This is a genomic window from Corallococcus caeni, assembly GCF_036245865.1.
Lineage (GTDB): Bacteria > Myxococcota > Myxococcia > Myxococcales > Myxococcaceae > Corallococcus > Corallococcus caeni.
The window spans coordinates 972,364-995,211 of the sequence record NZ_BTTW01000001.1; the positions used below are offsets into that span (position 1 = coordinate 972,364).

General features: G+C 68.5%; 18 protein-coding genes. 10 read left to right on the forward strand and 8 right to left on the reverse strand.

Features of this window, described 5'->3' with window-relative positions:
* Positions 1-19 precede the first annotated feature (19 nt).
* A complete protein-coding gene (locus tag AABA78_RS03910; RefSeq protein WP_338261685.1) occupies positions 20-739 on the reverse strand; it encodes a hypothetical protein in 720 nt (239 codons plus the stop codon).
* Positions 732-1,244 (reverse strand): RNA polymerase sigma factor, encoded by a 513-nt coding sequence (locus tag AABA78_RS03915; RefSeq protein ID WP_338261686.1) that lies wholly within the window; start codon positions 1,242-1,244, stop codon positions 732-734. Before AABA78_RS03915 ends, AABA78_RS03910 begins: the two co-directional genes overlap by 8 nt.
* A gap of 146 nt (positions 1,245-1,390) precedes the next feature.
* On the opposite strand from AABA78_RS03915, the gene AABA78_RS03920 reads away from it, so the two are divergent.
* Together AABA78_RS03920 and AABA78_RS03925 are read left to right on the forward strand one after the other, a co-directional pair.
* The gene (locus AABA78_RS03920; protein ID WP_338261687.1) at positions 1,391-1,939 is read left to right on the forward strand and encodes a hypothetical protein; all 549 of its coding nucleotides are present in this window, start codon (positions 1,391-1,393) and stop codon (positions 1,937-1,939) included.
* A gap of 13 nt (positions 1,940-1,952) precedes the next feature.
* Positions 1,953-3,167, forward strand: coding sequence for an MFS transporter (locus tag AABA78_RS03925; protein ID WP_338261688.1), 1,215 nt, complete (start codon positions 1,953-1,955; stop codon positions 3,165-3,167).
* Positions 3,168-3,183: 16 nt separating this feature from the next.
* Here AABA78_RS03925 and AABA78_RS03930 read toward each other — a convergent pair whose 3' ends face one another.
* Together AABA78_RS03930 and AABA78_RS03935 are read right to left on the reverse strand one after the other, a co-directional pair.
* A complete protein-coding gene (locus tag AABA78_RS03930; protein ID WP_338261689.1) occupies positions 3,184-4,047 on the reverse strand; it encodes an ATP adenylyltransferase family protein in 864 nt (287 codons plus the stop codon).
* A gap of 93 nt (positions 4,048-4,140) precedes the next feature.
* Complete coding sequence (locus tag AABA78_RS03935; protein WP_338261690.1) at positions 4,141-5,583, reverse strand: hypothetical protein; 1,443 nt, start codon at positions 5,581-5,583, stop codon at positions 4,141-4,143.
* A gap of 240 nt (positions 5,584-5,823) precedes the next feature.
* Between AABA78_RS03935 and AABA78_RS03940 the strand changes: the two genes are divergently transcribed.
* From AABA78_RS03940 to AABA78_RS03950, 3 genes are all read left to right on the forward strand, one after another.
* On the forward strand, positions 5,824-6,384 hold the full coding sequence (locus tag AABA78_RS03940; RefSeq protein WP_171421927.1) for a DUF2378 family protein: 561 nt from the start codon (positions 5,824-5,826) through the stop codon (positions 6,382-6,384).
* Between the two features lie 133 nt (positions 6,385-6,517).
* Positions 6,518-7,603 carry a hypothetical protein gene (locus AABA78_RS03945; RefSeq protein WP_338261691.1) on the forward strand — a complete coding sequence of 362 codons (1,086 nt, stop codon included), beginning with the start codon at positions 6,518-6,520 and terminating at the stop codon, positions 7,601-7,603.
* 114 nt (positions 7,604-7,717) lie between these two features.
* Entirely contained in the window at positions 7,718-9,901 is a 2,184-nt protein-coding gene (locus tag AABA78_RS03950) for an FUSC family protein (RefSeq protein WP_338261692.1), read from the forward strand.
* Here AABA78_RS03950 and AABA78_RS03955 read toward each other — a convergent pair.
* The gene (locus AABA78_RS03955; RefSeq protein WP_338261693.1) at positions 9,876-11,024 is read right to left on the reverse strand and encodes a tetratricopeptide repeat protein; all 1,149 of its coding nucleotides are present in this window, start codon (positions 11,022-11,024) and stop codon (positions 9,876-9,878) included. The genes AABA78_RS03950 and AABA78_RS03955 overlap by 26 nt on opposite strands.
* Before the next feature lie 196 nt (positions 11,025-11,220).
* On the opposite strand from AABA78_RS03955, the gene AABA78_RS03960 reads away from it, so the two are divergent.
* Positions 11,221-13,686, forward strand: coding sequence for a hypothetical protein (locus AABA78_RS03960; RefSeq protein ID WP_338261694.1), 2,466 nt, complete (start codon positions 11,221-11,223; stop codon positions 13,684-13,686).
* Positions 13,687-13,696: 10 nt separating this feature from the next.
* Here the strand turns inward: AABA78_RS03960 and AABA78_RS03965 are convergent, their stop codons facing one another.
* The gene (locus AABA78_RS03965) at positions 13,697-15,007 is read right to left on the reverse strand and encodes a glycoside hydrolase family 2 TIM barrel-domain containing protein (protein WP_338261695.1); all 1,311 of its coding nucleotides are present in this window, start codon (positions 15,005-15,007) and stop codon (positions 13,697-13,699) included.
* Positions 15,008-15,155: 148 nt separating this feature from the next.
* Positions 15,156-16,046 carry a hypothetical protein gene (locus tag AABA78_RS03970; protein WP_338261696.1) on the reverse strand — a complete coding sequence of 297 codons (891 nt, stop codon included), beginning with the start codon at positions 16,044-16,046 and terminating at the stop codon, positions 15,156-15,158.
* Between the two features lie 152 nt (positions 16,047-16,198).
* Between AABA78_RS03970 and AABA78_RS03975 the strand changes: the two genes are divergently transcribed.
* A complete protein-coding gene (locus tag AABA78_RS03975; RefSeq protein ID WP_338261697.1) occupies positions 16,199-17,896 on the forward strand; it encodes an RluA family pseudouridine synthase in 1,698 nt (565 codons plus the stop codon).
* A 10-nt stretch (positions 17,897-17,906) separates the two neighbouring features.
* Here the strand turns inward: AABA78_RS03975 and AABA78_RS03980 are convergent, their stop codons facing one another.
* Positions 17,907-18,383, reverse strand: a complete 477-nt coding sequence (locus AABA78_RS03980) for a zinc-binding dehydrogenase (RefSeq protein ID WP_338261698.1) — start codon at positions 18,381-18,383, stop codon at positions 17,907-17,909.
* 321 nt (positions 18,384-18,704) lie between these two features.
* Between AABA78_RS03980 and AABA78_RS03985 the strand changes: the two genes are divergently transcribed.
* From AABA78_RS03985 to AABA78_RS03995, 3 genes are read left to right on the forward strand one after another with little or no spacing between them, the layout of a single operon-like run.
* The gene (locus tag AABA78_RS03985) at positions 18,705-20,636 is read left to right on the forward strand and encodes a hypothetical protein (RefSeq protein WP_338261699.1); all 1,932 of its coding nucleotides are present in this window, start codon (positions 18,705-18,707) and stop codon (positions 20,634-20,636) included.
* Positions 20,636-21,889 carry a hypothetical protein gene (locus AABA78_RS03990; RefSeq protein WP_338261700.1) on the forward strand — a complete coding sequence of 418 codons (1,254 nt, stop codon included), beginning with the start codon at positions 20,636-20,638 and terminating at the stop codon, positions 21,887-21,889. The genes AABA78_RS03985 and AABA78_RS03990 overlap by 1 nt, the downstream gene beginning before the upstream one ends.
* Positions 21,889-22,809 (forward strand): hypothetical protein, encoded by a 921-nt coding sequence (locus AABA78_RS03995; RefSeq protein ID WP_338261701.1) that lies wholly within the window; start codon positions 21,889-21,891, stop codon positions 22,807-22,809. The genes AABA78_RS03990 and AABA78_RS03995 overlap by 1 nt, the downstream gene beginning before the upstream one ends.
* The last annotated feature ends 39 nt before the right edge of the window (positions 22,810-22,848 follow it).

Below are 22,848 nucleotides of genomic sequence, written 5' to 3' on the forward strand. Positions count from 1 at the left end.
CCCAGGCCCAGCGCCCGTCTCACGGCACGACCCTCAGCAGCGTGCGCGCCTGGGCCTTCCCGATGTCACCGGGCGTCGCCACGTCCAACGCTCCCTGCCCTTTCTCCCGAGCCTCCGCGACGCGCGCGGTGAGTGCCTCGCGCGCCTGCTCTGCATCGAGCGGCGCATCCGAGAAGAACGCATGCAGCGCCACCGACCCCGGCGTCACCTCCAGCGGCGGGGACAGCTTCACTTCCGCCCCCGGCTCCACCGTGCCGCTCGTCGCGCCCTCTTGCGGCCAGAGCCGGTCCACCGCGCCCGCTTCATCCACCGCGAGCACCAGCACGTTCCGGTATGGCCCCGTGCCCACCGCCAGCGTCACGTGTTCGCCGGGTTTCGCGTCCAGCACCGGCGCGCCCTGCTCGGACAGGAGCCGCAGCGCCACGGTGCCCTTCAACCGCACGCCGTCCTCCGTCCCGCGCGGCACGTAGACGACCAGCGCGAGCCCCACCGCCAGCGCCGCCACCAACGGCACGCCCCAACTCCAGCGGGGCTTCGCGGAGCGGGCCCGCTTCTCCTCCAGCCTCGCCAGCACCGCCTTCGCGCGGGGCTCGCCCAGGCTCGACACGCGCGCCTGCCGCATCCGCTCGGCAATCGCCCCACAGGCCGGGCAGGCGGCCACGTGCCGCTCCGCGCGGCCGGAGGCATCCAGCCCCGACAGCCACTCGTCCAGCTCCAGCCGTGTCAGGTGCTCAGCCACGCCCCGCCTCCAGTGCATCCGGCAGCCGCCCCAGCTCCGCCGCCTTCTTCCGGATGGAGTCCAGGTCGCGGACGATGGTCTTGCGCGACACGTCCAGCATCCCCGCGATCTCCTCCTGGGTCAGCCCGTCGAAGAAGTGCAGCGTGGCCACCTCCAGCTCGCGCTCGCCCATCCGCCCCACGAGGTGGCGGATGAAGTCCGCGGCCTCCCACTGGCTGGGGGTGAGCGCCGCGGCCTCCGGGGCCTCCAGGAGCGCCGGCTCCCGCAACTGCCGCGAGCGCAGCGCGTTGAGGCACAGGTTGGTGGTGACGCGGTACACGTACGTCATGGGACGGGCCTCCCGTCGGAACCGCGCGCCGGCCGTCAGCATGCGCTCGAAGACCTCCTGGACGATGTCCCACGCATCGGCATCGCGTCCCAGCAGCGCGAGCGCACGGCGGTGCACCACGGGCGCGAAGCGCTCGTAGAGCTGCCTGAGCTCCTCCGCGTCGAGCCCGCTCCCCATCCGCCTGGTCCGACCTTCCTTTTCGTCCTTGAGACACCCGGCCCCGGCGGCCTGGGACATCGCGTCGCCTTCGCGATGGGCCGTGGGATATTAGTCCCACCCCAGCGGCATGTCCCAGGCTGGCCGCACCGGGTGTCCCAAGCGCCGTGAAACGACTCGTCCTCGCCACACTCATCGCGCTCCTGGGCGCCTGCTTCGACCCGCTCTACGAGGACCCGGCGTTGCTGGACGAGGCGTCGTGGGCCGTCTGCTGCGTGCAACGCCAGGTGGACACCTGCCGCTGCGAGGAGCCCGGCGGCTGCGAGAGGCCCTTCCGGGCCTGCGCGTCCGGCACCTGCGCGCCCTCCCCCCAGGACACCTGCACACCCGTCGCCGGCAGCCAGGACGGCGGCAACGATGACCCCGACGGTGGCGTCAGCGGCGAAGACGCGGGCAGCCCCGACGCGGGCACCACCACCGACGCGGGCACCACCACCGACGCGGGCACCACCACCGATGGAGGAACCAGCGTGGACGCCGGCACCGACGCGGGCGTGGACGCGGGCCCGCCGGCCCCGCCCTACGAGCCGTGTTGCGATCCGTCCACGCACCGGGTCACCACGTGCCGCTGCGCCGCCACGGGCTGCGGCTCCAGTCCTCCGTTCACGCCCTGTGCGTCCACCCGCTGCGCGCTGGCGGGAGAGTCGTGCGGGTGAGATACCCGCCGGGATGAAGGGCACGTTCCGTTCGCTGCGCGGCTTCAACTACCGGACGTGGGCGGCCGGAGCCATCGTGTCCAACGTGGGCACGTGGATGCAGCGCACCGCCCAGGACTGGCTCGTCCTCACCCAGCTCACCCACAACAACGCCACGGCCGTGGGCGTGGTGATGGCGCTCCAGTTCGCGCCGCAGGTGCTGCTGCTCCCCCTGACGGGCTTCGCGGCGGATCACCTGGACCGCCGCAAGCTCCTGTTCGCCACACAGGCGACCCTGGGGGCGCTGGCGCTGGGGCTGGGGCTGCTCACGCTCTGGGGGCACGTGCGGCTGTGGCACGTCGACGTGTTCGCGTTCCTCCTGGGCTGCGTCACCGCGTTCGATGCCCCCGCGCGCCAGACGTTCGTGGCGGAGCTGGTGGGCGAGGAGGACCTCTCCAACGCCGTGGCCCTCAACTCCACCTCGTTCCACGCCGCGCGCATGCTGGGGCCCGCCATCGCGGGGGTGCTCATCTCCTGGGTGGGCTCCGGGTGGATGTTCGTCATCAACGCGGCGTCGTTCGGCGCGGTGCTCTGCTCGCTGAGCCTCCTTCGCGCGAACGAGCTGCACGTGCGGGACCGGGCGCCAGGCACGCGTGGGGGCCTGCTGGAGGGGTTCGTCTACGTCTGGAGGCGGCCCGACCTGAAGGCGGTGCTGATCATGTTCTTCCTCATCGGCACCTTCGGGCTCAACTTCCCCATCTTCATCTCCACCATGGCCGTGAGCGTCTTCGGCCAGGGCGCGAGCGGCTACGGGCTCCTGACGTCCATCATGGCCTTCGGCTCCGTGACGGGCGCGCTGCTCTCCGCGCGGCGCGCGCAGCCCCGCATCGGGCTGCTCGTCATCGGGGCCGCGGTGTTCGGCGCCGGGCTGATGCTCGCGGCGGTGATGCCTGCCTTTGCCCTCTTCGGCGTCATGCTCGTCGTCATCGGCGTGTCGGCGCAGACCTTCACCACCACCGCGAACAGCCTGGTGCAGCTGTCCACCGCTCCGTCGATGCGCGGGCGCGTGCTCGCCATCCTCCTGGCCATCGCGCTGGGCGGCACGCCCCTGGGGGCCCCCGTCGTAGGGTGGGTCGCGGACACGTTCGGTCCGCGCCAGGCGCTGTGCGTGGGCGCCGCGGCGGGCTTCGTCGCGGCACTCGTCGGGCTGCGCTACCGCACGAAGGCGGCGACTTCTTCTCCAGGATGACCGCGTAGAACTCGACCTACGGAGCGAGGCCCGCGACCTGGCGCAGCAATTCCAGGGGCCCCAGCGCGGCGACCGCGTCGAACTGCTCGGGCGTGCGCACCAGGAGCGACCCTGCGAAGCCCAGCGCGTTGACGTTGACGCCCAGGTGCTCCGCGCGGCTGCGGGGCACGAGCAGCATCCAGTCCCGCGTGACGAGCAGGTTGTACGGCGCGTGCTCGCCCAGGCCCAGCGCCTCCCGCAGGAGCCGGTAGGCCGCCAGCATCCGCTCCCCCTGCCCCGGCGCCCCCCACGGCCCCAGGCCCGCCAGCAGGTGCGCGAACGGCAAGGACTCCGCGGCGATGACGCGGCCGGGCCCCGGCAGCGAAGGCAGCAGCGACTCCACCGGCGCGCGCAGGCCGTCCGGTCCCAGCGGCGGCACCAGTTGCAGGTGTTTGTGCCGCTGGCTCGCGCCGGCCGTCTCCCCCGCGTTGTAGAAGGCCAGCCCGTCCAGCCCCTCCAGGCACGTGGAGAGCGCGTCGAAGTCCGCGCGGGTCAGCAGCGCGTCCTGCGATTCAAAGGCCCGCGTCACCAGCAGCAGGTGGTGCTCCACGACGTTGAACTTGTTGAGCAGGCACACGTGCGCGGGCGGCACGTCCCCCAGCACGAGGTCCGGCTCCGGGTTCGCGAACGGATTGAACGGCTCGGCGTTGGACGTCGCCGGCCGCTTGCGCTCCTTGAGCGCCACCCGCCCCAGCACGCGCACCTGGAACGTCGTGTTCGCGATGGGCAGCGTGCGCGCTTCCGTGGCGATGGGCTGGAGCGCCCCGGTCTCCAGCGCGTGCCGCGTGACGGACAGCGTGCGGGGCCACAGGGCGGCGGGCGTCAGCGGTGCGGCGTTCACGGGCGGGCTCCTGACGTGGGGCCTGGAGTCTGTGCCGTCCGGCGCCGCCAGCGTCAACCCGTCTTCGGTAGGAGAAGCGCCGCGATGTCCGCCTCAGCGCGGAGGGCGGAAGACGTACTGGTACTCCGGTGACGGGCTGCCGGGCGGGTACTGGGCGTCCATGAAGGCGACGTGCGCGTGGTGGGTGATGAGCACGTCCTGGAGGCTGTCGTAGAGCACCACCACGTTCGTGGCCTTGCCGGTGGGGTCCAGGTCCACGCGCACCTTCAGGTTGCCCTTGAGGTCCGGCTTCTCCATCAGGTGCTCCAGGTACAGCGCCACCAGCCCCAGCGACACGCGGTCGTAGATCTGCTCCACCGTGCCCTTCGCGGGCGCCGCGGGCAGCCGTAGCTTCTTGGCGAGCTGCGCGGCCTCCTCCGCCGCCTCCGGCACGGGCCGCTCCGGGGCGGCGAGCGCCGCGCGGTACGCCGCCACGGCCTCGAAGTAGCGCTCCTGCTTGAGCAGGAGCCGCGCCCGCCGCACCTGGATGTCCGCGCGCTCCGGAGCCAGCGCCGCCGCCTGGTCCAGGCGCGCCTCGGTGCCGGCCGCGTCCTGCTTGCCTTCCGCCAGCGTCGCCAGCCGCAAGAGCGGCTCCGGATCCTTCGGCGTCGCGGCGGCCAAGCGCACCAGCGCCTTCGCCTCGTCCTCCGGGCGGTTCAACTCCACGTTGAGCCGCACCCACGTGGCGAGCACCGCGGGCTCCGCGCCCCCGAGCGTCGCGTAGCGCTCCAGCATCTTCACCGCCTGCGCCTTGTCCCCCGCGGCGAGCCACGCGTCCGCCTGCCGCCGGTGCGCCTCGCGGTCGTGCGGCTGGAGCGCGACGAGCAGCGCCCCGGCCTCCGCGCCCGCCTTCGCGTCACCCGCCTCGCGGGCCAGCCGCGACAACACCTGGAGCGCCTCCGGCTGCTCGGGCCACTGCTTCACCGAGCGGACCAGCAGCGCCCGCGCCTCGGCCGCGCCCCCGGGCCGGCCCGCCAGGAGCAGCGCCAGGTCGGTGCGGAAGCGCGGCACGTCCAGCTTCGCCAGCGCCTCGCGCAGCCGGGCCTCGGCTTCCGGAGCCTTGCCTTCCGCCTGGAGGCGCAGCCCGTCCGCCCACAGCGCGGGCGCGAAGCCGGGCACCACCTTGCGCGCGGTCTCCAGCGGCGCGGCCGCGTCCTTCAGCATGCCCCAGCGCACGTACACCAGCCCCATGCCCACGTGCGGCCACGGGTTCTCCGGGTACACCACCGCCAGCGCCTTGAACTCGGCGAAGCTCTCGTCGGAGGGCAGCGCGAGGAAGGCCCGGTACACCCGGGGCATCGGATCCCTGGGCGCCTTCGCTTCCTGTGCGTCCAGCTCCGTGCGCAGCGTGCTGGGGCTGCCCTGGACGCGCGCCGTGTCCATCCGCTGGAGCATCGCCATCCCCTCCGCGGCCGGGGCGGGCACCGGACGGGCGGCAGCCGCCGGGAGCGCGCACAGCACGGACAGCAGCAGGCACGTCAGGACACGGGACGTCATCGGAGCTTGCGGGGGAGCCTGAGGGGAGCCGGGGGAGCCTGGACGCTACCAGATGCCCGCGCCCGGCGACGCCTGGGAGTGTTTACACCGCTTGCTTGAATTACACGGACACGCGCGATGTTTCACGCGCGCGGGAACGGGACGGAATGGCCCTGGAGGGCGAGCGCGCTTTCGGGCGTTGGACGCCACCCGGGCGGTAGGTCTTGACCAGAACCAGCGGTGCTGGGCGGAATGGCCCCCATGGCCACCGCCGAGAAACTCGTATTCCCGACCATCGTCGAAGGACTCTTCGTCCGGGGACTTTCCGGGAAGGTGCCCTTCGCCCTCAAGGAGCAGCTGCGCAAGGAGGGCCTGGACCTGGACCGGCCCCTGCAGCCGGCGTACTCGCTGGACACGTGGACGCGCTGCGTGGCGCTGACGGCGAAGGCGCTGCACCCGGAGCAGCCGGAGCAGGTGGCGTGGCGGATGCTGGGCGAGCGGATGATCGACGGCTACCGCGACACGATGGTGGGCCGGGCGCTCTTGGGCGTGCTGCGGCTCATCGGGCCCAAGCGGATGCTCTTGCGCACGCAGCACAGCTTCCGCACCGGCAACAACTACACCGAGGTGCGCATCACCGAGCGCGGCGAGCGCGAGGCGGACCTGTGGCTCAACGAGCCCGGCCTGCTGCGCTACTTCAAGCAGGGCGTGATGCTGGCCACGGTGCGCGCCGCCAGCGGCCCCGCCACGCAGGTGGACGTGGTCCAGTTCGACGACGACAGCGTCACCTACCGCGTGTCCTGGGGCGCCCCCGGATCCTGAGTCCGCGCGAGGCTTCCCTCGTCGGATCCGCGACCCCGGGGCCTCTTGCTCGCACCGGGCCCCATCTGCCAGCGTGAAGGCCTGGGCGCGGTGTCCGGGCCGTGAACGGCCGCGCAAGAGGGGGCTTCATCCAATGCCGTCGAGCGAGCGCGCCAACCTGCCGCGCTGGAACGGTCATCAGCGGGGGTTCTTCGAGATCTGGTTCCTGGTGGTGCTCGACCCGGGCGGAGACCGTGCCTGGTGGTTGCGCTACACCCTGTTCACCCCCGCCCCGGGCAGCGGCGGCGAGCCTCGCGCCACGATGTGGGCGGCGGCGTTCGACTGCGCGTCGAAGGACAGGCCCGCGGTGGCGCTCAAGGCCATCCACCCGGCCTCCGCCTTCACGGCGCTGCCCTCCGGCGGCGTGCGCATCGCGGACTCGGAGCTGACGCCCGGCCACTGCCACGGACAGGTGGCCAGCGGTGGACACGCCATCGCGTGGGACCTGCGCTTCCAGGGCGGAAGCCCCGGGCCGGTGCGCCGCGAGCCGCGCGGCACCGCGCTCCTGCCCCTGCCCACGCACGTCACCCACGTGCACGACGACGTCACCTTCGAGGGCACGGTGACGGTGGACGGCGAGCGCATCGACGTGAAGGGCGCGCCCGGCCTGCAGAAGCACCTGTGGGGCCACCGGCGGCTGGAGGAGCTGACGTGGCTGTACTGCCCGCGCTTCCGCGAGGACCCGGCCGCGCGGCTGGAGGTCATGGCGGTGCGCGCGAAGCGCAAGCGGGGCCACCCCCAGCTGTCGCCCATCTACCTGCGCACGCGCGACACCGAGCACACGTTCCACGAGATGCCCCACGTGCTGCTATCGAGCGTGACGTCGCCCGCGTCCGGCGAGCTGACCTTCCGCGCCGCGTCCGCCACCGTGGCCATGGAGGGCCGCGCGTGGTGCGACCCGCGCACGCTGGTGGGCTACGCGTACCGCGACCCCACGGGCTGGGACGTGCTGGTGGCCCAGAGCGACGTGGCCCGGTGCGAGGTGCAGCTCTTCTCCCGCCCGCATCCGCTCGCGGCGTGGAGGCCCACGCAGAAGCTCACGTCCACCGTGGGCGCGCTGGAGTTCCACGGCCCGGAGCCGATGCCGGGCGTGCGCTACATCCCGTGGGACGGCACCGCGCTCGAAGCGGAGGACGCGCCCGGCGACTCCGAGGACGAACCGGCCCTGGGAACGGGCTGAAGCCAGGGACGCCTGCCCCGGCCTTCCGGGAGGGAGGGGCTCGCGGGCCCGGGCCCGTGGCGCCGTCCGCTCATCGGGGGGAGGAGCCTCCCCTGGCTGTGGAGGGGGACGGCCGTGGCCACCCTCTGGGGTGCGGCCCGACGCTCCCCCATGCCCTATCACCGGATGCTGAGACACCTCCAGTCGCTCTTCCGGGTGGAGCCCGGGAGACCGGCCCTGTGGGCGGGCATCCGGGCCGCCGTCGCCACCGCCCTGCCCCTGTGTCTGTCCTTCCTGCTCACGGTGCCCGAAGCCGGCTGGGCGGGCCTCACGGGCCTGCTCGTCACGCTCGCGGACAAGGGCGGCTCCTACCGCGTGCGGGCGCGCGTCATGGGCGCGGTGACGGTGCTGGGGTCGCTGGTCGGCATGCTCGCCGCGCCCGCGGGCCACACGTACCTGGTGGACGCCACGCTGCTGCTCGTGGGCGTCACGGCGGCGAACTTCGCGCGCTGCTACGGTGAGACGGCGGGCTCCGTGGGGGGACAGCTCGCCGTCATCTTCGTCGTGTCGCTGGGGGCGCCCGCGGCCTCGCTGCGGGAGGCGGTGCTGCGCGGGGCCGCGCTGCTCCTGGGGGGCCTGTGGGCGATGGCGCTGTCGCTGCTGCTGTGGCCGCTGAGGCCCTACCGCCCCGCGCGCCGGGCGGTGGCGCGCGTATACGCGGGGCTCGCGACCGCGGCGGAGGAGCTGCGCGGGGCGACGCTGGAGGGGGCCACGCCCGACGCCTGGGCGGAAGGGCTGAAGCGCCATGGGGGCATCCGCCCGGAAATCGAACGGGCGCGCGGCGTGCTCGCGGCCACGCGGCGCGGGAGGCCGGACGAGACCCAGCGCGGCGAGCACCTGCTGGTGCTGGTGGAGCTGGCGGAGCCGATGGTGGCGCTGCTCAGCGCCCTGGCGGAGGCGATGCAGGTGGTGGGGCGCGACCCGCACCTGTACGCGACGCGCGAGCGCGTGGCGCGGCTGTGCGAGGCCTTCGCCGCGATGGACCTGTGGGTGGCGCGGGCGCTGGTGCAGGAGCGCAACGAGGGAATGCGCGCCCCGCCCGGCCTGCCCCTCGGGCCCCGGCGCAGGCGGCAGCCAGCGAGGATGGCCGCGCCGGCGGTGCGGCGCACCACGGAGGGGCCGCTGTCCACGCACGTCGCCACGCTGCTGGACCGGCTGCGCGAGTACGCGGGCGTGGCGCACGAGACGGCGTCCGGCCTGCTCTTCGGCGACCCGGTGTCGGCGCGTGGCAGGGGGACGGTGGGCGGCGCGAAGCAAGCGCCGGGGCGCTCCCCGTGGCAGCCGATTCGGGACCACCTGCACCGGAACTCGGTGGTGCTGCGGCACGCGCTGCGCACGGGGATGGTGGCCACGGCGGCGCTGGGGCTGACGCGGGCGTTGCAGGTGGGCGACGCGCACTGGGTGAGCCTCGTGGTCATCTCCATCCTCCAGCCCTACGCGGGCAGCACGGAGGAGCGCGTGCTCCAGCGCACGCTGGGGACGCTGGTGGGCGCGAGCCTGGCGGCGCTCATCGCGACCACGGTGCACACGCCGCCGCTGATGATTGGCGTCATCAGCGGGCTGACGGCCATCTCCGTGGCGCTGCTGCCGCTGAACTTCGGCGCGTTCCAGGTCCTGCTCACGCCGGACTACCTCCTGATGGCCACGCTCAGCTCCGGGGACTGGACGGTGGCGTCGCAGCGCACGCTGGGCGTGCTCATCGCGGGGGCGCTGGCGCTGGTGGGCTCGTGGACGTTGTGGCCCAGCCCGGAGCGCCGCCGCTTCCCGGACGCGGCGGCCTCCGCCCTGCGCGCGGACGGGAAGTACCTGCAACAGCTGGCCACGCACCGCAGCGGCACGGAGCCGGCGGTGAACGAGGAGCGCCGCCACCTGGACCAGGCGCTGCTGGAGGCGGAGTCCTCCTTCCAGCGGTTGATGACGGAGTACCGGGGCCCGCCCTGGCACCTGGAGCCGGGCATGGCGCTGCTCACCTACGCGCGGAGGTTCGCGCTGGCGGTGACGGCGCTGGGCACGGGGCGCTTCGAAGGGAGGACGACGTCGGTGCTGCCGCAGCAACTGGCGCAGCGGGCCAGCGACAGCCTGGAGCTGCTCGCCCGCGCGTTGCAGGAGCGGCGCGAACCCCCGCCCCTCCCGGCCCTGGCGCTGCCGCGCACGAGCGATGATCCGGTGCTGGGAGCGCTGCTGGAGCGCGTGCCCCGGCAGCTGGGCATCCTGCACGGCGCGGTGGCGAGGATCAGCGAGGACCCGTCGCTGCGCTGACGGCCTTGGGAGCGGCGCAGCCGGACTGGTAGTCCCGGAGCTTGCGCTGGAAGCGCTCCCGCTCCTGCGCGGGCCACTCCGCGGGCAGCAGGTCCACGGCCTTCTGCTGTTCCGCCAGCGCTTCGGGGCACTGGTTCAGCCCGAAGTGCGCGGCGGCGGCGGTCTCCAGCACGTAGGGGTTGGGATGCTCCCCCATCACGGAGCGGCGGAGCGCGGGGCGCAGCGCCATCAGGGCCGCCGCGTATTGCCCGGCCTGCACGCGGAGCCAGGCCATCTCCGTCGCCGTCCACTGGAATCTGGGGGCCAGGGCATGGGCCTGTGCGAGCACCTTCGGGTAGTCCGGATCCTCCGGCGTGTGGACGGCGAGCTGCATGGCGAGGTTGGTCCAGGCCCCGCCGCTCTGGGGGAAATGGGCCACCCGCAGCCGCGCCCAGCCCAGCCTCTGCTCCAGCGAAAGCTCATCATCGGCGGGGCCTCCATAGCGGAGGTTGAAGGTAAAGGCATACGAGGTGGACGCGGCGTGTCCCGCCAGGGTCCAAGGCCGGTAACGGCTTTCCCCCAGCTGCGCGATGAGGTGTTGAGAGGGGTGCCCGGAGCCATCCTCGATGACCTGACAGTCCCGCACGCGCCCATCCAGGCCGATGCGGCATTGCAGGACAACCACGGCGTACTCGCTCCGGAAGGACAGGCTTCTCTCCTTGGGGTGGGTCACCCAGCCCTGGATCCGGGCCGGCGGGAGGTTCTGCTCCTTCAGGAACTGGCACGCCGGCTCATGGTCCGCGTCGCATGCCGCATGGAGGTCGCCCAAGGCCTGGACGATCTGGGCCTCGGTGGGCTTCCCTGCCAGGGTCTGGACGGCGTCGTTGAAGACCCCTGGCGCCTGTCCGGCCTCCAGCTCCAGGACCGGAGCCTCCAGGGAGGTCCCCGAGGAGATGCCACCAGCGAGGACCGGGTTTCGCGCCACCCGTTGCTCGTAGGAGGCCGGGTCCCGCAGGAAGGCTTCCATGGCCAATGCCAGATGACCATGGCTCGCCGCCGGTGGCGGCAGGTCGGACGGGCGCAGCCGGTGCGCACAGCCGGTGGGGACCACCAGCAGGAAAAGAAAGAGCAGAGGCCAACGCATGGCGCCGGACTCTAGCCATGAAGCCGCGCCGTCTGGAATGGACGCGGAGAGCACCCCATGACGGCGCAAGGCTTTGTATCCTGGAAAGGCACACGCTCCGGGCCGCACCCGCCCCGGAACGCACCAGGAGCCGCCCGCTTTGAAAGACACCCCGAGCCACGCGACCCCTGGAAGGCCCACGAGCGCCGTACGGGCCTTGCAGGTGCTGCTACTCATCGCGGCGTCGGCCTGCACTGCGGACCGGCAATCCCAGCGGGACACCGCCTGGGCCGAGCACTTCACCGGCGCCGCGGAGCGCATCGAGGCCCGGGCCCGCGCGATGGGCATGGCCCGCCTGCACGACGTACGCGCGGAACAGGCGGAGCTGCTCGGTTGGATGGCGACCCTGTCGAAGGAGATGGCGCTCGGAGGCGCCGAGGGGCCCGGCCACTACGCGCTCGGGGCCGGGGAGCGGGCCCTGGGTCGCGAGGCGGAAGCCCTGGCGCACCTGGAGGCCGCCTGGAACGCGGGCTTCCGCGAGCCTCGCGTGGCGTGGGCCCGAGCGCAGATCCTGAGCGAGCGCTACCGCGCGCTGCGCGTGGAGGCGCTCGCCGCTCCCGACAAGGACGAACGGAAGGCGCGCGAGCAGGACGCGGAGCAGCGTTACCGGGAGCCGGTGCTCACGCTGCTGCGACAGGCGGCGGGGGCGGAGTTCCCGTCAGCGAAGTACGGCGCGGCGCTCGTCGCGCTGCATGAGGGCCGCCTGGACGCGGCGCTCGCGCTCCTGGAGGTCGTAGGCACGAACCATCCCTGGTTCGTGGAGGCGCGGCTGCTTCGCGCGGACGTGTTCCTGCTGCGCGCCGCCGAGCGGTGGAAGGAGGGAAGGAAGACCGAGGCGCGCGTGGACCTGACGGCTGGACTCCAGGCCATCCAGGACGCCAGGACCACGGCGGAGAGCTTCGCGCCCGCCCACCTGGCGCAGGTGCGCTTCGACAAGGCCGCGTTGAACCTCACGCAATCCGCCGCCGGCGGGCCCATGCTGCTGCTGTCCCCAGCCGACAGATACGAGGCGCCGGACTCGGCGAAGCAGGGGCTCGAGGCGCTGGACATGGCCGCCCGGGTGGATCCCGGCCATGCCGGATTCGCCTGCGAGAAGGCGCGCTTCCTCACCCTGCTCGCGGAGCGCCCGAATACCTATGGAGCCTTCCTCTTCCTGCGCAGCAGGGCCATCGAGGCCGCGCAACACACCCTGGCGCTGGATCCATCGAGCCCTTGTGGCCACATGGAGTGGAGCCGGGTGATGGTGCAGGAGACGGAGGAGGTCCTGAAGCAGAGCCCCGTGGACTTCTACAAGCTCGCGGAGGCCCTGAAGCGGCTGGAGACCGTGCCTCCACCCGCACGAGATCTCGGCTTCCATCTCCTGCGCGCCCGGCTCCTCCATGTCTGGACGGACGCCGACCGACAGGCGGGGAGCTGGAGGGCAGGCTCCAATGGCTGGCAGCACCAGGAGCAGGCCATTGAAGCCTATCGAAGCGCGCTCGCGCTCGAGGAGCGCGTTCCCGCGTACTGGGTCCGGATGGGAGCGCTTCTCCTGGCCCGGGGTTCGAATCCCACGGCGAAGGATGGCGACGCGGACCTGAAGCAGGCGGAAGGTGCCTTCGGAAAGGCCATGAGGGGCGGCTTCGAGAAGGCACCCGAGGTGTGGCGCCTGGGCGCGCGCATCCAAGTGGCGCAGGCCTTGCGGCAGCGGGCCCGGGGCGAGACGGCCCCGTGGAGATTCGACCAGGCCGCGGTCCTCATCCGCAATGGACTCCTCCATGGAGCACGGAGTGCGTCCCTGCATCACGAGTTGGGGCTCATCCTGCTGGAGCAGGCGAAGGAGACCTGGGAGCACGGTGGGGACCCCACCGCCCTGCTCGACCAGGCGGAGGCGGCCCACGCCCAGGCGGCGACGCTGGAGCCCACCCTGGACCTGGGCAGGTTCGGACAGGCGGCGGTCCACGCGGCGCGGGCGGAATACGCCTGGCTGCGGGGCGCGGATCCCACCGAGGAGGCGGACCGGGCGGACGCGTTCTACAGCCAGGTGAACCCCCACCTGCGAACCTGGAAGGAGCAGCGGGCCGAAGGCCGGATGAAGGCGTCCTTCAGCCTGGCGCACCATCTGCTGGAGCAGGGGCTGGACCCCGAGCCCGCGCTCGAGCGAGCAATGACAGACTTCGGCGGGCTGGAACAGTTCAGCATGGACCGCGTCCTGCTTCATCGCGCCTACGGCGCACGACTGCGCTTGGTGGCTCGCCATTCGGCCCGCACGAATCCCGAGAAGGCGGAGACGCAATTCAGCAATGCGGAGAAGCACTACGCGGAGGCCCTGGAGGTAGAGCCCTCGAGTCGGGAGGCCCGCCTGGAGGCGGGGCACCTGTTCCGTGAGTGGGCGGCGGCGAGAAAGGCCGCGAAGCAGGAGCCGGAGCCGCTCCTGTCACGAGGACTCGCGCTGGCGGACGCGTTGCTCGTGGAGCGTCCGAACTGGCCCGAAGCCCGGCTGCTGCGCGCGGCGCTCCTGCGCACGAAGGATCCGGCCTCGGCCCAGGCCCGGGCGGACCGCGACGCCGCGCTGAAGGCCAACGCCAACCTCGCGCCTGGATGGCGGCGGCAGTTCCCAGAGGACCTGCCGTCCAGGCCATGAGCTCATCGAATCAGGGCGCGGCCGCTACGGACGTCGTGGCGGCGACCAGGTTCCCCGCACCGTCCTTCGCCAGGCCATACAGCTTGATGGCGCCCGTCACGGCCGGCAGGCGCACGCGCCACGTGCCGGGGGTGGCCCCCTTCCGGGACTCCAGCACCGTCACGCGGTCGCGCTCCGTTCGGGTCGCCGCGCCCCTGAAGTTGTAGGCGAAGGACACGTCCAGCGGCGTTGCGGAGGTCACGTCGAAGGCCACGTTCGCCCAGGTGACGGGGCCTTCCTTCTCCACGCCCCGCACCTCCAGGCGCACCGGCACCGGCAGCGCGGGCTCCGGCTTCACGCCCGTGTACGCCTCCCGCACCGCGTGCCACGCCGGCCGGGTGGAGGTGCCGGACCGCATTCCCAGCCACAGTCCGGTGTGGTCCAGCGCCGCGCTGTAGTTGAAGACGAACAATCCCAGACACCGGCCCGCCTGGACATGCGGCGCCAGGGCGTTGCGCCAGCCGTCCACGATGACGGCATACTTCTCCCCGTCTCCTGGTTCCTGTGGAATGCCGCGCGCGTCCTTGGGGACCTCCCATTCGCCCTGGGCACCGAACTCGGTGATGAACCACGGCTTGCGCCCGCCGGCCTGCTTCACCGCGTCCGCCAGCGCATGGATGCCCCGGCCATAGACGTTCAAGCCATACGCATCCAACGAGGGGACGTACTTCTCCCAGAGCGGCACGCCCAGCGTCCACGCATCCACGGACAGCACGGGGTGCCCGGGGTCCGCCTTCTTCACCGCGCGGACGACCTTCTCCAGGAAGCGCGCGTAGGCGACCTTCGACGGCTCGTCTGGTGAATTGAGGATGACCTCATTGCCCAGTCCCCACGCGAGCACCGCGGGGTGGTCCTTGAAGCGGCGCACCTGCGCGAGCGTGGCCTGGAGCTGTGCCTCGCGGCCCCTGGCGTCGCGCGCGTAGTCAAACGCGTCGTCGTTCTCCATGCCCGCACGGCCCGGCCGCAGCCACAGCCCCACGAGGACACGCAGGCCATGCTTGTGCGCGGCATCGAGCAGCGCGGGGGTCTCCTCGCCAGTGCCCCAGGTGCGCAGCGTGTTGACGCCCAGGGCGCGCAGCTGTTCGCAATCCCTGTCGAATTTCGCGGGCCCACCCGTGCCGCTGAACGTCACGCCCTTCGCAACGTAAGGCTGGCCGTCAACCACCAGCTTCCACCCCTCCCCTGCCTTCACGATGGCGGTGCGAGCCTCCACGTTCCACGAGGGAAACAGGAGCGCGGTCAACAGCAGGACGCCGGCGGCGAACGGGCGGGCAATGGCCATGGAAGCGATGAGTGTAGAGCCCCTTCCATCCGGACCCGAGCGCGGCTTGTCTTGAACCTGTCCGACTGTCGGACAGGACTGGAAGACTCCGGCCAGGCCTGTGGTGGTGCCGCAGCCAACCACTCAGTAGGCCCACGGCTTCAGGGGCCTAGCACTTGTCGTAGACGCCAGGGGCACCCGGTGACTTGCGGCGGTAGCACATGCGCACCTCGTTCTCGGCGTCCGTGCAACTGGGCTCATAGACGCTCTCGCCCGAGGGCATGTCGATGACCTTGCCGCACTCCCTGCTGGACTCCTTGACCTCCAGGATGCGTGGGAACGCATCGCCCACGGGCGTGACCTTCACTTCGGTCGAGCCGTGAACGAAGCCCATGTGGCTTCCCGATTCGATGGTGAAGATGGAGCGCAGGGAACCCTCCTGCGCCTCCCAATACGACAGCGTCTGGTATTCGTTGCGCGAGTCCGCGTCGGTCTGCTCGACCCGGAAGACCTGCCGTACCGGGTCGGTGAGGTTCTCGAAGGAGAACACGACCCGGAAGGACTGGCTCTCCACCACGCCCGGCAGGAACTTCATCGGAATGGCGCAGAAGGTGTTCTTGCTGCCAAGCGGATGAAGCACCACCCCATCCAGCAGTTTCAGCGCATCACACGCCTGTCCCCGGGCCTGGAGGATGAAGTCCTGCGCGTCCGCCGACAGGATGCGTGCGCGGAAGACGTCGAGCTGCGCGGACGCTGGCCCCTCCTCCTTCAGGCACTCCTGCCGCTCCCACGCCGAGTCCAATCCCAGCGGGTGGAGGAGCTTCCGCAACCCCACGGTCGTCTTCGCGGCGCGCACCTGCCTCTTCAGTTCCTGGGGATCCACCACGACGCGGAGCGCGGGCGGACATGCCTCCTGGCTGACCTTGCTGGGAGGCGTGGGGGCCGGTGGTTCCTCGGCGGCGGCAGAGGTCGTGGCGAGGATCGCAAGGAGCGCGGCGGCCCGGAGGCGCGGCGGATGCCCTGCAAGGCGAGCCATCATGGACGAAAGGTGTGTGGGCATGAATTGCGCGCAATCCTGACATGGGCTTGCAATGGCAGCCAGCCTGCCCGCCGGGCCTTCAGGACCGGTGGGGCCCGCCTGCGGTTTCGTGTTACTCCGGCGCCGTGGACCCGCTTGTCACCGCACTGGAACCGGCCCCCCGCGCGGAGGAAATGCCCGGTTCGTTCCCGAGCCCCTTCGACGCCCTGGGTCCGCACGCCCTCGCGCGCCGGGCCGCGGAGTCGCTGCAAGCCACGCTCCGGGAGGGCTTCATCGCCCCCGGGCTGCCGAGCGACATCCTTCAAGGTCCAGACGGCGGGAAGATGTTCGGCGTGCTCGTGGTGCGGCAGCCGGACGGAACACCAGGGGTGTTACGAGCCTTCTCCGCGATGCTCGCGGGACGCTGGGACGTGCCGGGTTTCGTTCCCCCGGTGTTCGACCGTGAGGCGCGCGCCCGCGTGGAGCCGGTGGCGGATGCCACGGTGAAGGCCCTGCTGGCCCGCGCCGAAGCCTGGAGCACTTCCGAGGAGCTGCGCCGCCTGCGCGAGGCCGACGACGCCCGCCAGATTCGCGAGGCCACGGAGCGCGAAGCCATGCGCCTGCGCCATGACGCCCGTCGCCGCCAGCGTCACGAACGCCGGGCGGCGATTCTGGCCATGCCCGTGCACATGGAGCCCCTCGCAGCCGTGGAGGCCCCCCACGCGCGAGACCTTCAACCCACCTCCCCCGCGCTCACGGCCGCCGCACGCGCGGAGGCGCTACACGCAATCGACCAGGAGAGCCGGGGCGACAAGGCGGAGAAGCGCCGGTGGGACGCGGCGCAGGAAGAGGCACGGCGCCAGCTGGCCCCTGCCCGCGCGAAGGCAGAGCGTCGCGTGCGCGCCCTGGACCGGCTGCGGCGCATCGTCTCGCGCGGCTTCATGAAGCAGTTCCACGACACCTACGCCATCACCAACGCTCGCGGAGAGACCCGCCCCCTCCGTTCACTCTACGGCGGCGCGGAGCCCCCTTCCGGCGCGGGTGACTGCGCGGGCGCGAAGCTGCTCGCCCATGCCTTCGCGCATGGCCTCCAGCCGGTGGCGCTCGCGGAGTTCTGGTGGGGCACGCCGCCCGCGTCCGGAGGCCGCATCCAGGGCGCGTTCTATCCGGCGTGCCGCGACAAGTGCGGCCCCCTGCTCCCGTTCATGCTGGAGGGTCTGGAGGTCTCCGCGCCGCGCGTCTTCGTCCCGCCGCCCGCGCCCACGCCGGAGCTCTCCGTCGTCTTCGAGGACGCGTGGATCGTCGTCATCGACAAGCCGTGCGGCCTGCTGTCCGTGCCGGGCCGGGACGTCGCACTGCTGGACTCGGTGCTCACCCGCCTGCGCGCACGATATCCGCACGCCACGGGACCGCTGCTCGCGCACCGGCTGGACCTGGACACCTCCGGGCTGCTCGTCGCTGCGCTCGACAGCCGCACGCACGCGTCGCTTCAGCGCCAGTTCCTCCACCGCGACGTGGCCAAGCGCTACGTGGCGCTCATCGACGGCCCGGTCCAGGCAGACGCGGGCACCATCACCCTGCCCCTCCGCGTCGACCTGGACGACCGTCCCCGCCAGATCGTCGACCCCGTGCACGGCAAGCCCGCGGTCACTGACTGGGAGGTCCTCCGCCGCGAAGCGGGCCACACGCGCGTGGCCTTCCATCCGCGCACCGGCCGCACCCACCAGCTCCGCGTCCACGCGGCCCATCCACAGGGCCTGGGCGCGCCTATCGTGGGAGATCCGCTGTATGGGCACGCGGGCCTCCGCCTGCACCTGCACGCCGAGACGCTGTCCTTCACGCACCCGGCGACGGGGCAGCGCGTGTCCTTCACCCGCGCCGCCCCGTTCTGAAGCGCCCGCGTCAGTTGACGAGCAGCACCTTGACCACGCCGCTCTGCTCCGCGACCTTCTGGGCCTCGCGCGCGTCGTCCAGCTTGAACGTCCGGCTGATGGGGATGACCAGGTCGCCCTTCGCGGCGCTCTCGGCGAGCTGCGAGAGTCGGTGCGCATCCGGGTGGGCCATGAAGCTGCGCACGACGAGCCCCTTCTCCTTCGCGCCCTTCGGCTCTCCCACCACGCTGCCCACCGTTCCACCGTGCTTCACCTTGCCGAGCACCGCCGCGACGGCCTCGCCGCCCACCGTGTCCGCCACCGCGTCCAGCGTGGGCAGCTTCGCCACGTCCTTCGGATCATCCAGCGCGACGACGCCGTCCACGCCCAGCTTCCGGGCCTCTTCCACCTGCTTCTTCCGCACGCCCGCCCAGATGTGCGCGCCCCGCGCCCGCGCCGCGAAGATGGCGGAGCGCCCCACCGCGCCCAGCGCGCCCGTGACGAGCACCGTAGGAAGTAGGGCAGACTTTATAAAAATCAGCATCCATTCATCAGCACTTACCCTAGCGCTCGTGCGATGTACTGCAAAGAGGAATACTGCCGAACCGTAGCGAACCAAGAATGGTCACGCTCGACCCTCCCCCTAAGTATACGAGCTAGCCAGCTGCACTCGTGTACGCACAGCGAATCATCCCTGGGCAGCCCTACCAAAATTCGATACACAAAATAGTACGCTCTAAATTACGATCCTGCCATCCTCACGACACGCCGAGCCACTCTTCCATCGCAGACAAGAGCCCACAGAATCCATCACTCACCAACACTCCCCATGGCCAAGAAAAAAGAAACGAACGAAGCACCGGTTCCAGCAGCAGTCGCCCCATCACAAGGCGAATCTTCGATCTCTCCTGACTCAGAAAATTTATTTGAATCCATAAAAGCATCACTCACAAACAAACACAAAGACAAAGAACTCCTACTCAACATCCCTATTTGGGGTTGGACGGGCGACGGAAAAACCGTCGCACTCCTGACCACACACTACTTCCTAGACGTCTTCAAGCACGGCCTAGGCCTTGCTTTGGTCACAAACACATCCGCCTTGCAGAAGATGGAAGCAGAAAGCGCGATCTACCGAGGCCTCAATCTTGCGGCCGCCGCAGCGACAACCAAAACCAGACTCACGCCACTCATTGAACGATTCATTGAGGGTGGCGAATGGCCTCCAGGCACAGATGAGGGGGTGCCATATCTATTCGACCTGCGAACAATATTGGGCACCGTCGGATACCTATTAATGCCCGACTTGCGAGGAGGCAGCTTTAGAGAGGGGGACGAGCAGGCCCGTGAAGTCTTAAGAACAGCGCACGCATGCATTATCCTGGTTCGTCCAGATCAGCTTACAGCTCAGACAAGCGACGGGAAACGATACCGCGACGCGGTAGTTGGCCAAGTACAGGACTGCGCAGCGCTTGGAATCCCCACATCCGTAATGCTGACACAGTCAGACAAATACCCAGACGCAAACCCGGCGGCTGACGAAGCACACAATCGCCTCTCGGTTCTACTTAGCGAGCATCGCACATTTCCAAACAGTCTCTCACGGGTCTCCGTCATTGGAAAAGCAACTGACTCAGGGGCACTACCGCCTATTGGCGAAAGGAACCCCGAAAGCATACTAAGGCCGATGGCGTGGGCAGTATGGCAAGCGCTAAAGCGCCCTAAGGAAGCCATTCACGCAAGCATACCTCCACTCTCACTGCAATCAGCAGAACTTGCCGGTTCGCTAACAGCGAATCCGGTAGCCGCCGAACTTCGAGTTGTTAGCGAACAAAGCAATGCGCCAGGATTCGTAGCGACGGCGTCATCAACGGATCACAAGTCAGTATCGTTCACCTTCATTAAAGCAACTGGCGACATTTTCGAATCGGAGATTCCCACCGCCCAAAACACGGAACCGAGAATTCAAAAACGCGGAAAGCTTGTTGACTTCGACATAGACCCATTTGAATTCGAGATTCAGACAAAGGTGCACGCAGGCACCATCACAACAGGACTGCGCTCAAACGCCGACTGGATTTGGCATGGCTCAAGAGGAGGGAACATCTCCAAAGCCTCACTCCCAACAACCCTGACTTCTTGGACCCCTACAGGCCCAGGCCAGATTATTGGCATTGACTCATCTGGCTCTGGTCGAATCGGCTCATTCAGGCTAACCAACGGCAAATGGCAAATGGTCGACCACATTGGAGGGTTTATCGATCAAACCCCTGTCACAGAACTGGGATACCTACCTCAAACTTCGTTAATTGTCGCCATGAATGGCAAACACTCCGAAGGGGTGTCTCTCCGCGGCGACGGCACTTTCGGGGATCGAATTCCTGCGCCTCTCGCCTTTACATACGACACCACGCAAACAACGCTCAATGAGGCCGGCATGGGAGTGACAATATCCTCAACCAACATCCTGACAGCGATTGCAGCAGGAAAGATATTCACAATCCCCAAAGTAGCCGGAGATATTGATTCAATAGCAGTAGCATCATCGGCTCCTGTATTTTCCGTCGTACTGCCGGACATGCGCCTGCTTACTGCAAAGTTCATGGCTGGCACCTGGATTTCGACTGAAAGCGCGTACTCCCCACTGCTAGAGGAAATGCCCACATCAATGCAATGGAGCCCCAACGGAAGAATACTTGTTGCTACTTTTGAGGCTGAGCGGTGGACCGTCTACCGGCCGTTTGGATTGGGAGCCAATTAATGGACTACCAGAATTTCCTGCGCACCATCTTACCAGCTGGCGAGTGGTCAGACATTAATGTCGTCAATGGCGACGGCATGATGAATGGCCGAAACTGGGCGACACTAGCAACTGCGCGTTGGCATCGAAAGGGAGGTGTAGCAGCCTTCATTAAATTTATTCATGCGGCTGGCCCGGCAGCAGGTCGAGAGACCCGCGATATCACCGATGCGGAGCGCCTTCGACAGATTCTAATGCGTGTGCAGCGCATAGCTCAATCCCCCAGCATCCCATCAGTCGCCGTTCTTGACGCCAGAATGATACTAGACAAGGGCCTGCTCCTGGCAATGGAGCAGGTAACCGTCATACAGACTCTAGTCGACAAAGGGCTTGCGACTCCCGATCTAGCCATCACCATTCTGCGCGATCTTGATCCAGACATCGAGGCGGGTGCGCAGAAATGGCATCATTTCGACGTATGTGCGAGGAATCTGGGACTCACAAATGGCGGCAAGCCCGTATATTTAGACATCGAAAGCATTTACTTTGAAGATGCAGGCCGCATCCCAGTCACCCTACCCGCCTTCAAGGCATGGCGACTACCCAGTCCATTGAAGGCAGAGGTCGTCAACACCAACAATTTCGACGGCCAGGCAATCCACTTAAACACCGACCTCGCCACGCGCAAAATAAAATCAGAAATCATGCTTGTTGCGGCAGAATGCTGCCTTGGCCCAATCCCATACCCCATCGACCCACTTGACTGGCTTAAATCCTTCAAGCAGAACACATACGCAATTGCACTTCTCGATGCATATAGCCGCCTTATCGCAGGCCAAAGCGTAAGTCTCACCACTCTAGCGTCAACCCTGCGCTCGGCCGGGCCAATTGAGGCCCCCTTCCCCCCGCCCCTTGCGGCACCAGTCGCGCAGCAAACAAAGGATGCGACGGCTGTTTTTCCACGACCAACCAGTCCATCCGAGAACGGTGACTGGCAAGCTCTGCACGCCACTCTAACTGAGCAGGCACGTGCGCTCAGGCGCGCCGAGCTAAACGAAACCAAGCGAACTAACTATCGGACACAACTCGAGGACATTGCGAATCGATTCCCCGAAGCCCTGCCTGTCTGGAATGAACTACTGCTGCTCGCAATTTCATACGAAAGAGATCGCGACAATGCCCTCTCCGTCGTCAACAGGGCACTAAGCTTCCATCGCGACAACAAAGACCTGCAGCATTGGAAGCAAATTCTTTCCGCATGGAGTGCTGAGTAATGCTCAACGAAACCCCGCACAACCCACTAGATGCAATCGTAAGCGTCTGGACGAAGGGTTTTCGCATTTCAGAAGACAGCGACGAATTCCAGAGAATCGTCCCAGCGAAGGACGACTTCCTCCTCACACTCGAAGGGGAACTGCACAAATTTAAATCATGGCCGTCTGTACTCGAACCCCTCTACGGACTCCCCAACCATGAACTATCCAATCAGCGATGCATGCTTGTACGCTCTGATGAAATCGGCATGATGGCCGCAGAGCGATACGAAGACAAACATGGACGTCCAAACCTAGTCATCGTCCTCGCAACCTCTCGAATCGACTGGCGCGACCACGAACTCGGCAAAAATATTGCTCGACTGTCTAACTTAACAGGAAGACTGTCGACCCATTTCGCGGCAACATTTCGACGCAATCCAGCCGAAATACAAACACAACTCAGAGCCTCGACATTTCTGACAGACAGGAAATTCAACATCACCGAAGAACCTACCGGCGCGACGACCGACTGGGCAATGGTGATTGAGTCCGTTCGCAAGTGGAAAGGTGTCCAAGGCGTTTCTACCGCCAAGCTTGCCACTCTCGGTGCAAACGTAGTCCTTGGCACTCGCAGTGAGGCGGAGCGAGCGGGCGCCAAGATTGACGGCTACATAGACACTCGAAATTTTCAGATAATTCCGTTAAGTAGCGCATTGACGCCGTGGGCAAAGCCAGAAGAAAACTTGCCCGCCAAATCCACTCCGATTGAGCCAATTCTTCCGCCCAATCCTCCACAACCGAGTTACGAGTATTTGGTGTCGATTGACAAGAGCCTGGATGAAATCAACAAGTCAATCACTCGCATTGCTGACGTCGTCCTCGACCTGTCAGACGGAGTCCTGCGGCTTCTCTCAGGGAACTACCGGCGCCCCAAATAAGAGAAGGAGTCTAGTACATCGGCACAGAGGTTTTGACCG